Annotated in this window: 6 protein-coding genes; 1 reads left to right on the top strand and 5 read right to left on the bottom strand. The window is 72.7% G+C overall.

The window, feature by feature from the left end; genetic code table 11:
- Positions 1-68: 68 nt before the first annotated feature.
- Complete coding sequence (locus ACZ7DL_RS13665; RefSeq protein ID WP_470774130.1) at positions 69-4,724, top strand: hypothetical protein; 4,656 nt, start codon at positions 69-71, stop codon at positions 4,722-4,724.
- Between the two features lie 69 nt (positions 4,725-4,793).
- Here ACZ7DL_RS13665 and ACZ7DL_RS13660 read toward each other — a convergent pair whose 3' ends face one another.
- The 5 genes from ACZ7DL_RS13660 to solA all read right to left on the bottom strand — a co-directional run bounded on the left by ACZ7DL_RS13660 (position 4,794) and on the right by solA (position 11,866).
- Positions 4,794-6,344, bottom strand: a complete 1,551-nt coding sequence (locus ACZ7DL_RS13660; RefSeq protein WP_470774129.1) for a GMC family oxidoreductase — start codon at positions 6,342-6,344, stop codon at positions 4,794-4,796.
- Between the two features lie 31 nt (positions 6,345-6,375).
- Positions 6,376-7,956, bottom strand: a complete 1,581-nt coding sequence (locus tag ACZ7DL_RS13655; protein WP_470774128.1) for an APC family permease — start codon at positions 7,954-7,956, stop codon at positions 6,376-6,378.
- A gap of 79 nt (positions 7,957-8,035) precedes the next feature.
- Positions 8,036-9,502, bottom strand: coding sequence for an aldehyde dehydrogenase family protein (locus ACZ7DL_RS13650; RefSeq protein WP_470774127.1), 1,467 nt, complete (start codon positions 9,500-9,502; stop codon positions 8,036-8,038).
- Positions 9,495-10,640, bottom strand: a complete 1,146-nt coding sequence (locus ACZ7DL_RS13645) for an aromatic ring-hydroxylating oxygenase subunit alpha (RefSeq protein ID WP_470774126.1) — start codon at positions 10,638-10,640, stop codon at positions 9,495-9,497. The genes ACZ7DL_RS13650 and ACZ7DL_RS13645 overlap by 8 nt, the downstream gene beginning before the upstream one ends.
- Positions 10,637-11,866, bottom strand: coding sequence for an N-methyl-L-tryptophan oxidase (solA, locus tag ACZ7DL_RS13640; RefSeq protein ID WP_470774125.1), 1,230 nt, complete (start codon positions 11,864-11,866; stop codon positions 10,637-10,639). Before solA ends, ACZ7DL_RS13645 begins: the two co-directional genes overlap by 4 nt.
- Positions 11,867-11,871: the final 5 nt, after the last annotated feature.

Here is an 11,871-nt window from a genome sequence, read left to right as displayed (position 1 = left end):
CGGCAGCTCCCGTAGCCCCGGAAGACCCCTGAACCACCGCACCTTCACCAGACTTACGAGAGTCCGCCATGTACGAGCTGTCCCGGGTCCGCCTCTACTCCATCGGTCCAGCCGGTGCTCGTTACGCCGACACCGTGCTTGACCTGCGGGGTGTCGGCGAGCCCGTGCCCGACCCGGCGCCCACGCAGGCGGAGTTCTTCGAGGAGGAGCCGTCCGGTCCGCCGCGCCGGCCCGCGCCCGCGGGCGTGCTGTTCCTGGAGAACGGCGGCGGCAAGTCCGTCCTGCTCAAACTGATCTTCTCGGTGATGCTGCCGGGCCACCGCAACACCCTCGGCGGCGCCAGCTCCGGCGTGCTCCGCAAGTTCCTGCTCGCCGACGACTGCGGCCATGTGGCCCTGGAGTGGCAGCACGTACAGACCGGCGAGTGCGTGGTCGTCGGCAAGGTCAGCGAGTGGCGCGGACGGCAGGTCTCCAACGACCCGCGCAAGTTCGCCGAGGCGTGGTACTCCTTCCGGCCCGGCCCCGGCCTCAGCCTGGACAACCTGCCCGTCGCCGAGGCCACCGCCGTACGGCCGCCCGCCGAGGGCACCTCCGGCGCGCAGGGCCGCCGCCGCACCATGAAGGGCTTCCGCGACGCCCTCATGGAGGCCGGCAAGGCATACCCGCACCTGGAGGTGCACTGGGAGGAGATCCACGACCGCTGGATCGAGCACCTCGGCGACCTCGGCCTCGACCCCGAACTCTTCCGCTACCAGCGCGAGATGAACGCCGACGAGGGTGAGGCGGCCGGTCTCTTCGCGGTCAAGAAGGACTCCGACTTCACCGACCTGCTGCTGCGCGCCGTCACCGACACCCGCGACACCGACGGCCTCGCCGACCTCGTCAGCGGCTTCGGCAACAAGCTCGGCCGGCGCGCCGAACTGATCGCCGAACGGGACTTCACCGCCGGTTCCGTGGACCTGCTCGGGCGGATCGTCGAGGCCGCCGAGGCGCGGTCACGCGCGCGTGACATCCACACCGGCGCCGAGCGCCGTACCCGCACGCTGGCCCGGCGGCTGTCCGCGCGGGCGGTGCGGGAGCGGGTCCGGGCCGCCGACCTGGCCCAGCGGGTCACCGCCGCCGCGTACGCCGTCACGCACTCCGAGGGCGCCCGCGAGCGCAGCGCCCTGATCGCCGCCGAACTGGCCTACCGGCACGCCTCCCTGGCGCTCGCCGCCGCCGAGAAGTCCGCCGCCGCGCAGAAGCGCGAGCTGGCCGACGCCCGCACCCTGCACTCCGCCTGGCAGGCCGCCGAGGCCGTGCTGCGCCACCGCGCCGCCGCCGACCGCGTCGCGCGCGTGTCCGCCGCCATCCAGGAGGCCGAACGGGACGCGGCCCCCGCCCTCGCCGCCCGCGCCAAGGCCGCCGTGGACCTCGTCCGGGCCCTGCACGCCGCCGCCGAGAGCGCCGAGGCCCTCGCCAACGAGGAGGAGGAGCGCTCCGCCGCCCTCCAGGAGACGGGCGACGTCGCCCACCGGGACTCCACCACCGCCGCCACCGAGGCGCAGCGCGCCCGCAGCGAGGCCGGGCACCTGCGCCAGCGGCTCGCCGAGGTCGAGCAGGAGACCGCCGAGGCGGTCCGCGCGGGCTGGCTGGACGACAGCGCCCCGGACGCCGACCCGGCGCGGGCCGCGCTCGCCGCCAGCGACGCCGAGAAGACCGCCGTGGCCGCCTGGGACGCGGCCCGCGAGGCCGCCCGCAAGGCCACCGAGCAGGCGCGCGAGGCGGCCGCCGCCGAGTCCCGCGCGGAGCTGACGGCGGCCCGCGCGGCGGACGCTGCGACCGCCGCCGAGCGGGCGTACGAGGCCGAGCGGCGCCTCGCCGAGTCGCTGGCCGCCGAGGAGCGGCTGGCGGAGCTGCTGAGCCTGCCGGGCGCCGCGGTGGCGGCACGCGTGGGCGTGCCCGGTCCCCGGACGGGGGCGGACGACGCCGCCCCCGGGGGCAGCAGCCCCCGCACCGACGCCGAGGGCCCGCTCAGCCCCGCGGAACTGGACCGCTTCGCCGACGAGTTGCGCGAACTCCTCGACGACGCCGTGTCGACCGCCGAACGGCACCTGTTCGATCTGCGGACGGCCGCCGCCGACGACGCCCGGATCCTCGGCGCCCTCGGCGACGGCGGACTGCTGCCGCCCGGCCCGGACGTGCTGGCCACCGTCGAGTTCCTCGGCGAGCACGGCATCCCGGCGCTGCCCGGCTGGCGTTACCTGGCGCAGGCCGTCGACCCCGCCGACCACGCGCGCGTGCTCGCCGCCCGCCCCGAACTCGTCGACGGCGTGATCATCACCGACCCGGACACGCACGCGCGTGCCCGCGAGGCCCTCGGGGACGCCGCCCTGCTGCCCCGCTCCGCCGTCGCCGTCGGCACCGCCGCCGCGCTGCTCGCCCCGCCGCCCGCCGCGGGCAGCACCGCCGGTGACGTGTTCCTCGTGCCGCCGAACCCGGCCATGCACGACGAGCACGCCGCCGACGAGGAACGCCAGGCGCTGCGCGCGCGGGCCACCGAGCGCGACGAGGAGATCCGCACCCTCGCCGCCCGCCTCGGCAAGGACCGCGAGCTCGCCGCACGGCTCGCCTCCTGGCGCACCGGCTGCCCCGCCGGGCGCCTCACCGAACTGGCTCGGGCCGCCCAGGAGGCCCGAGCCTTCGCCGAGGAGGCCGAGGCCGAACTCGCCGAGGCCCGGACCGCGCGCGCGGAGGCCGACGAGACCGCCACCGAGGCCGCACAGGTCCGCGACGAGCGGCAGGAGGCCGCGCAGAGGGCCCGCCGTGCCGCCGACGCACTCGCCGGCCTCGCCTTCCGGCTGCGCGAGCGCGCCGGCTGGCAGGTGAAACTGCGCGAACTCGCCGACGAGGCCGCCGAGTGCGAGGCCCGCGCCCAGGTCTGCCTGGAGCGCGCCCGCGCCGCCGACGAGGACCGCCGCGCCGCCCAGCGCGCCGCCGACGACGCCCGCCGCACCGCCCGCGCCCTGCGCGCCGAGCGCTCCGAGATCGCCGGCGCCCCCGACGACGTACCGGTCGAAGACGCGGGGGCCCCGAAGGCGTCCCTGCCCGCCCTCCGTGAGGCGTACCGGGCCGCGTCCCAGGTGTACGAGAAGGTCGGCGTCGGCGCCGACCTGCGCGCCGAGCAGGCCCGCGCGGAGAGCGACGAGAGCGCCGCCCGCGCCGAACTGGACCGGCTCAGCAACAAGGTCCGCACCCGCGCCGAACAGCTGCTGGAGTCCCCCGACGGCTCCGACGGGCCCTCCCGGCAGGCCGCCGCCGCACGTGCGGAGGAACTGGTGCAGCTCCTGGAGACCCGCGTGTCGACCGCGAGCGAGCAGCTCGGCAGGCTGCGCGGCGAGGCCGAGCGGCTCGCGCCCGAGGACGGTGAGGCGCACACCGAGCTGCCCGAGGAACTCGTCCCGCGCGACGCCGAGCACGCCCAGGGGCTGCTGCGCACCGCCACGACCGAACTCGCCGCCCGCACCGAGGCGCTGGCCGAGGCCCGCGAGGCGCACGCGGAGCTGCTGGACGCCCACCGCGCCGCCGAGGACGCGGCCGGCGGCTTCGACGAGATCGGCGCCATGCTCCGCGACCTGCTGCGCGAACACGCCCCCGAGGAGGAGCAGGAGGAGCCGGAGCCGTACCCCGGCAGCCTGGAGGAGGCCCGGCACTCCGCCGCAGAGGCCCGCCGTTCGCTGCGCGGCTGCGCCGCCGACCTGTCCGCCGCCGAGGCGGCCGTGCGCGAGGCGAGCGACATTCTCGTCCGGCACGCCAACTCCACGCGCTACGAGCAGGTCCGCACCCCCGCCCGGCAGCAGATCCGCGAGCTGCCGGCCTCCGCGCTGCCCGAGCACGCCCAGAAGTGGGCGGACGCGTTCGCGCCCCGGCTGCGCGTCCTCACCGACGAACTGGCTCAGCTGGAACGCAACCGCGAGTCGATCGTGGACCGGCTGCGCGGTCTGGTGGAGTCGGCCCTGGCGACACTCAGGTCCGCACAGCGGCTCTCCCGGCTGCCCGAGGGGCTCGGCGAGTGGTCCGGCCAGGAGTTCCTGCGCATCCGCTTCGAGGAGCCCGACCAGGCCACGCTCACCGAACGGCTCGGCGAGGTCATCGGCGAGGCCACGCGCGCGGCCGTCAAGAAGAACTCCGACCTGCGCCGGGACGGCATGTCCCTGCTGCTGCGCGGGGTCGCGGCCGCCCTCCAGCCGAAGGGCGTGGCCGTCGAGATCCTCAAGCCCGACGCGGTGCTGCGCGCCGAGCGCGTCCCCGTCGGGCAGATGGGGGACGTGTTCTCCGGCGGTCAGCTGCTCACCGCGGCCATCGCCCTGTACTGCACGATGGCCGCGCTCCGCTCCAACGACCGGGGCCGGGACAAGCAGCGGCACGCCGGAACGCTGTTCCTGGACAACCCGATCGGCCGCGCCAACGCGACGTATCTGCTGGAGCTCCAGCGGGCCGTCTCCGACGCGCTGGGCGTCCAGCTGCTTTACACCACCGGCCTGTTCGACACGACCGCGTTGGCCGAGTTCCCGCTGGTCATCCGGCTGCGCAACGACGCCGACCTCAGGGCGGGCCTGAAGTACATCAGCGTGGAGGAACACCTCCGGCCCGGCCTGCCGCGTGAGGCTCCCGCCGGGGAAGCCGTGCACAGCGAGATCACCGCCACGCGGATGTACAAGAAACCGGTTTCGAGCGCGCCGTAGAAGCAAGGCGATGGGGAACTGCGGGCCGTTCGCGGCCTGCCGCGCAGTTCCCGGCGCCCCCAGGGTGTTTCAGGCGTCCTCTCTCAGGAGGTCCGCGCACTTCTCGCCGATCATCATCGTCGTGATGCACGGGTTGACGGCGATCAAGTCCGGCATCACCGACCCGTCGGCGACCCGCAGCCCCTCGACCCCCTTGACCCGCAACCGCGCGTCGAGCGGGGCCGAGGGGTCGTCGTCCGCACCCATCCTCACCGTGCAGGACGGGTGGTAGACGGTGTTGTGGGTCTTGCGGATGTAGTCCACGAACTCGTCGTCCGTCCGCACCTCCGGCCCCGGGGCCAGTTCCGCGCCCGCCCAGCCGCTCAGCGCCGGCTGTGCGGCGATACGACGGGCCAGCTTCAGCCCGTACGTCATCACCCGTACGTCGTGCTCGTGCGTGAAGTACCGCGGATCCACCTTCGGCTTGTCCCGGTAGTCCCGCGTCCGCAGCCGTACCGTGCCGCGCGACTTCGCCTTCGTCACGTTGGGCGTCAGGCAGAACGCGTTCTCCGAGGTCGGGTAGCCCCAGCGTGCGGTGTTCATGTCGAACGGCACCGATCCGTAGTGGAACATCAGGTCGGGCCGGTCCAGGCCGGGCTGGGTGTCGTAGAAGATGCCCGCCTCCCACCACTGGCTGGACGTGGTGGGCATCGGCTGCCGGGCCTCCCACATGATCACGCCTTCGGGGTGGTCCTGGAGGTTCTCGCCGACGCCCGGGGCGTCCACCACGACCTCGACGCCGAGCTCGCGCAGATGCCCGGCGGGGCCGATGCCCGACAGCATCAGCAGCTTCGGGGAGTCGATCGAGCCACAGGAGACGATCACCTCGCGCCGGGCCCGTACCGTGCGCGTGTGCACCAGGTCGGGGTCGAGGTACTCGGCGCCCACGCACCGCCGTCCCTCCAGCACGAGCTTCTTGGCCCGCACCCCGGTCCGCACGTCCAGGTTCGGCCGTTTGCCCAGCACCGGGTGGAGATAGGCCACGGACGAGGACTGGCGGATGTTGTTCTCGTCGGAGTTGATCTGGAACCAGTTGGCCCCGCGCACCACCGTCGTGCCGGTGTTGAACGGGACCGTCGGTATCCCGGCCTGCGTACACGCCTCCAGCAGGGCCGCGCCGCACGGATCGGCGCCCTTCAGCGTGCGCAGCCTGACCGGGCCGGTGCGGCCGTGGTGGTCGCCGGGCGCGTCGTTGTTCTCCAGCCGCCGGTAGAGCGGGAACAGGTCGGCCGCGCTCCAGCCGGTGCAGCCCTGGGCCGCCCAGTCGTCCAGGTCCTCGGCGGGCGCCCAGAAGGCGATACAGGAGTTGTGCGACGAGCAGCCGCCCAGCACCTTCGCGCGCGCGTGCCGCATAAAACTGTTCCCGCTGGTCTGCGGCTCCACCGGGTAGTCCCAGTCGTACCCGGACTCCAGCAGCCCCATCCAGCGCTCCAGCCTGAGGACGTCGTCGTCGCCGACGTCGCTGGGACCCGCCTCCAGCACGCACACCGTCACCGAGGGGTCCTCGGAGAGCCGGGCCGCCACGACGTTGCCCGCGGTGCCGCCGCCGACCACGACGTAGTCGAACTCATCGATGCTCATATGACCTCCTGGCCGGCCGAATCAGGCGGAATCACTCGGCCGCCGGGGCGGCGAGGGGAGCGGTCGGCGCGGTGGCCGCGGTGTCCGCCGTGTCCAGCCGGTGCTCGGCGAGCACGCCGGTGCGGTGCCGCTGGACGAACCAGTAGTAGGCGAAGCCACCGCCCGCGATGACCGCGACGAAGAGGACCGCACCCCAGCGCAGGTACCAGTGGTACGGCGCGGACGCGTTGTAGACCGAGGCGCGCGGCCAGATCAGGTTGACCGTCATGGCGGCGCCCCAGACGACCGCGACGATGTTGACGAGCAGTCCCCAGCGGCCCAGCGAGAACCTGCCCTCGCCCGCCGGCTGCCACTTTCCGCGCAGCCGGGCCACCAGCATCGGCGCGGTGACGCCCAGATAGGCGAGGTAGATCATGATGATGCCGATGCTGGTGACGACCGTGAAGATCTGCGGCTGGCGGATGTTGACCACGAGGATCGCCAGTGCCAGCACGCCGATGATCACGGCCGGCAGCACGGGGGTCTGGAAGCGGGGGCTGACCCGGGCCATGAGGGCGGATGCCGGCAGGTTGTTGTCCCGGGCCATGGCGAAGGCCAGCCGGATCGCCGCCGTGTGCACGGCCAGCGCGCACACCGTGACCGCGATCAGCACGCACCAGAGCATCGCCTTGCCGGCCGTCGGGCCGAGTACGTCGAGCACGACGTACTGGAGGCCGTCGGTGGACAGCTTGTCGCCCTTGAGGCTGGAGACGCTCATCAGGGCCAGCAGCAGGACGAGACCGCCGAGGACGAAGGAGGCGACGATGGCGCGGATGATCGCGCGCGGGGCGTTGCGGGACGGATCCAGGGACTCCTCGCCCAGCGAGGCGGCGGTGTCGAAGCCGTACATGACGTAGGCGGACGCCAGCGAGGCCACCAGGAAGGCGCCCAGGTAACCCGTTGAGTAGCCCGATCCCGTGTGGTTCGTCTGCATGACGACGTGAGGACCACGGGTGATGTGGACGGCGAAGAGGATGATCAATACAACGGTCGCGATCAACTCGATGAACACGCCTGCGGTGTTGATCGTGGCCATCAGCTTGACGCCGAACGCATTGACCAGCGTCGTGAACAGGATCAACACGGCCGCCAGGACGACCGCGTTGGTCGCCACGTCGTACTTGCCCGTGCCGTCACCCACGAACTGGAAGGCGGACGAGATCTGCGGAAGCGTCAACTGGTAGGCGAGCGCTACGGCCGAGACGGACACGATGGACGCGATCAACATCATCCAACCGGCGAGCCAGCCGAGATGCGGATTGCCGATCTTCTTCGACCAGTTGTAGACCGAGCCGGCCACCGGATAGCGGGCGGCCAGTTCGGCGAAGCACAGGGCCACCATGAACTGGCCGACGAACACCATCGGCCACGACCACCAGTAGGCCGGACCGCCGCTGCCGTAGCCGAAGTAGAACAGCTGGAAGGTGCCGGTCAGGATCGAGATGTAGCTGATCCCGGCGGCGAAGGTGTGGAAGTTGCCGAGGGTGCGCCTGAGTTCGGGCTTGTAGCCGAACTCGGCCAGTTCGGCGTCGTCGTGGTGGTGCGGTCCTGGCGATTGCTCGGTGGTCGTCATGAGCGGACTCCTCGTGGGCCTGGGGAAGGGGCGGCAACGGCCCGTTGCGGGTGCCGGGGACTGGAGGACGCTGGGCCGGTCAGCCGAACCAGCGCTGGGGTGCCGGCGCGGTGTTGCGCCAGATGTGCTTCGTCTCGCGGTACTCGGCGAGCCCGGCCGGTCCGAGTTCGCGCCCGAACCCGGACTGCTTGTACCCGCCCCACTCGGCCTGCGGCACGTACGGGTGGTAGTCGTTGATCCAGACCGTGCCGAGCCGCAGCCGTCCCGCGACCCGCGCGGCCCGGGCCTCGTCGCCGGTCCACACGGCTCCCGCGAGGCCGTAGACCGTGTCATCGGCCCGCCGGACGGCCTCCTCCTCGGAGGTGAACCGTTCGACGGTCAGCACCGGCCCGAAGGACTCCTCTCGGACGACGGACATGCCGCTCGTGCACGCGTCCAGGACGGTCGGCAGGTAGTAGAAGCCCTCGTCGTAGCCGGGGCCGGCGGGCCGGGCGCCACCGCAGCGCAGCACCGCGCCCTCCGCGAGTCCCCGCGCCACATACGCCTCCACCTTCGCCCGGTGGGCCGCCGAGATCAGCGGACCGGTCTGCGCCCGCTCGTCGAACGGCCCGCCCAGCCGGATCAGCCGCGCCCGCCGTACGACCTCGTCCACGAACCGGTCGTGCAGCGCGTCCTCGACCAGCAGCCGGGCCCCGGCCGAGCACACCTGCCCGGAGTGCAGGAACACCGCCGTCAGCGCCATGTCGACGGCCGCGTCGAAGTCGGCGTCCGCGAAGACGATGTTGGGGTTCTTCCCGCCGAGTTCGAGCGCCACCTTCTTGACCGTGCCGGCCGCCGCGGCCATCAACCGGCGGCCCGTGTGCAGCCCGCCGGTGAAGGACACCAGGTCGACGTCCGGGTGGTCGCCGAGCGGGGCGCCCGCTTCCGGACCGGCGCCCAGCACCAGATTGGCCACACCCGGCGGCAGCCCCGCCTCCGCCAGCAGCCGGATCAGGTGGATCGCGGTGTGCGGGGTGAGCTCGCTGGGCTTCAGCACGAAGGTGTTGCCGGCCGCGAGCGCGGGCGCGACCTTCCACGCGGTCTGCAGCAGCGGATAGTTCCAGGGCGTGATCAGGGCACAGACACCGACCGGCTCGTACACCACCCGGCTGTCGACGTCCTCCCGCCCGGTGTCGATCACACGCCCGGTCTCGGCGGCGACCAGCCGCCCGAACCAGCGGAAGCAGTCGACGACGTCGTCGATGTCGTACGCGCTCTCCACCAGCCGCTTGCCCGTGTCCAGTGACTCGGCCCGCGCGAGGGCGTCCTTGTCCCTGGCGAGGAGGCCGGCCACCCGCAGGAGCAGGTCACCGCGCTCGGCGGCGGGCGTGCGCGGCCAGGGGCCGGTGTCGAAGGCGCGCCGGGCCGCCCCGATGGCCTCCACGGTGTCCTTGCCGCCGGCCTCGTCCACGACCCCGACCAGGGAGCCGTCGGCGGGACAGCGGATCTCGCGGGTGCGCTCGTCCAGGGCGCCCCGCCACTCGCCGTCGATGAACAGGTCAGGCATCGGCGTCCCCCAGCCGGGTCAGCAGCCACTCGTGGAAGATGCCGATGTGGTGCTCGTTCGGCACCAGCACCCCGCCCCGGCGGTACGCGCGCGAGGACATCGCCGGCTGGGTGCGCTCGCACGCCTCGAAGTCCTGGACGTTGACGCGGTGGAACAGCTCCACGGACCGGGACACGTCCGCGCCCGACGCCACCACCTCCGGCGCGTACAGCCAGTCGCACTCCACCACCGTGCGGTCCTCGGCCAGCGGGAACATGCGGTGCAGGATGACGTGGTCGGGGACGAGGTTGACGAACACGGTGGGCTTGACCGTGATGGCGTAGTAGCGACGGTCCTGGTCGGCGGTCACCTCGGGGAGCTTGGCGAAGCCCTCGCTGCCGTCCACCGTGAAGCCCTTGATCTCCACGCCGAACTCCGCGCCGTGGCCGACGTAGTACTGGGCCGCGTAGCCGTCGGCGAACTCCGGCAGGACTTCGGTCAGTTCCGGGTGGATGGTCGCGCAGTGGTAGCACTCCATGAAGTTCTCGACGATCAGCTTCCAGTTGGCCTTCACGTCGTAGGCGATGCGCTTGCCGAGGGCCAGCCGCTCGGTGCCGTAAGTCTCGATGGCGGCGGCGTCGCCGAGCCGCTCCACGGCCGCGTACATCACCGTGTCCTCGAAGGAGGGGGGTTCGTCGGCGAGGCACACCCAGGCGTAGCCCAGCCACTCGCGCAGAGCCACCGTGATCAACCCGTACTCGACTCGATCAACGTCAGGCATCTTGATCAAGTTGGGGGCGGCGATCAACGTGCCGTCAAGGTCGTACGTCCATGCGTGGTACGGGCACTGGAGGCTGCGCCGCACCTCGCCCGACTCCTCGGTGCACAGCCGCGCCCCGCGGTGCCGGCAGACATTGAGGAAGGCGCGCAGCTCGCCGGTGCGGGTCCGGGTGATGACGACGTTCTCGCGGCCCACCTGGACCGTGCGGAAGGCACCCGGCCGGTCCAGATCGGCACTGCGGACGGCGCAGAGCCACAGGGACTCGAAGAGCAGCTCCTGCTCCCGCCGGAAGACCTCGGGGTCGGTGTAGTAGTGGCCCGGAAGTGTCGCGATGAGGCTCGGGGAGATCGGGCTCCGGGAGGTCGGGGTCGCCGTCATGGGCGGGCTCCTCGTGTCATCGGGTTCGCCTCCGCGGGCTCGGCCTCTCGGTACCGCCGCGCCCCCACGGCTGAGGTGGGCGCGGCGGCGAGCCGGGCGGGGTCGAACAGGCCGATCGGGTGCGCGGTGGAGCCGGTCAGCGCCAGGTCGGCCAGGATCTCGCCGACGACCGGCACGAACTTGAAGCCGTGCCCGGAGAAACCGCAGGCCACGGTCACCGACTCCGGGTGCGCGGGGTGCCGGGCGATGACGAAGTGCTCGTCCGGGGTGTTGGAGTACATGCAGGTGGCGGCCTTGACGAAGGTGCCCGGCAGGTCCGGGATGCAGCGGGACATGTGGTCCGCCATGGCCCGGACCTCGTCCTCGTGCACGGTCCGGTCGATGGTCTCCGGAGTCGTCACCCGGCCCTTGCGGAAGAAGGCGACCTTGGCGCCCAGAGCGGGGCCGTCGATGGCCGGGAAGCCGTACACCTGGACGCCGGCCGCGTCCTCCCAGACGTAGATCGGATGGTTCTCGGGCCGGAACGGCCCGGTGCCGCCCCTCGGCTGGAACCAGTACATGACCTGCCGCTCGATCGTGAACGGCACCCCGAGGTCGGTGAGCAGCCGCGGCGCCCAGGCACCGGGGCAGACCACCAGATGGCCGGCCGTGTAGGTGTTCTCCGCCGTATGGACGCGCACCCCGTCCCGGTACGGCTCCCAGCGCAGCATCGGCTCCTCGAAGTGCAGCTCGGCGCCCTGCCGGGTGGCCAGCTGGAGGTGCGCGGCGACCATGTTCTCGGGCCGGACCAGGCCCGCCTTCTCCTCGTACAGGGCGACTTCGTCGTCGTACGGGTTGAGCGTGGGAAACCGGCGGCGGATCTCCTTCGCGTCCAGCATCTCGTGGGGCAGGTCCCACTCGGTCGCCGAGCGCAGCGCGCCGGAGACGGTCCTCGACCGGGGCGGGCCGACCATGACCCCGCCGGACAGGATGGCGATGTCGCGGCCGGTGGCCCGCTCCAGGTCCGCGTACAGCTCGTAGGAGCGCAGCAGCAGCGGAACGTACGCCGGGTCCTCGAAGTACGACTGCCGGGTGACCCGTGAACCGCCGTGGCTGGAGCCGCGGTTGTGCACCGGACCGAACTTCTCCAGGCCGAGGGCCCGGGCGCCGCGCGCGGACAGATGGTGGGCGGCCGCGCTGCCCATGCCGCCCAGACCGATGACGATGACGTCGTAAGACGGTGACACGGGCG

The organism is Streptomyces sp. NPDC036984 (assembly GCF_055607665.1).
This window is presented reverse-complemented; position numbering and strand designations above follow the sequence as displayed.

Excerpts from the sequence above, each read along its gene's own strand:
- ACZ7DL_RS13665 (WP_470774130.1), top strand. The coding sequence starts at position 69 with ATGTACGAGCTGTCCCGGGTCCGCCTCTACTCCATCGGTCCAGCCGGT.
- ACZ7DL_RS13660 (WP_470774129.1), bottom strand. The coding sequence starts at position 6,344 with ATGAGCATCGATGAGTTCGACTACGTCGTGGTCGGCGGCGGCACCGCG.
- ACZ7DL_RS13655 (WP_470774128.1), bottom strand. The coding sequence starts at position 7,956 with ATGACGACCACCGAGCAATCGCCAGGACCGCACCACCACGACGACGCC.
- ACZ7DL_RS13650 (WP_470774127.1), bottom strand. The coding sequence starts at position 9,502 with ATGCCTGACCTGTTCATCGACGGCGAGTGGCGGGGCGCCCTGGACGAG.
- ACZ7DL_RS13645 (WP_470774126.1), bottom strand. The coding sequence starts at position 10,640 with ATGACGGCGACCCCGACCTCCCGGAGCCCGATCTCCCCGAGCCTCATC.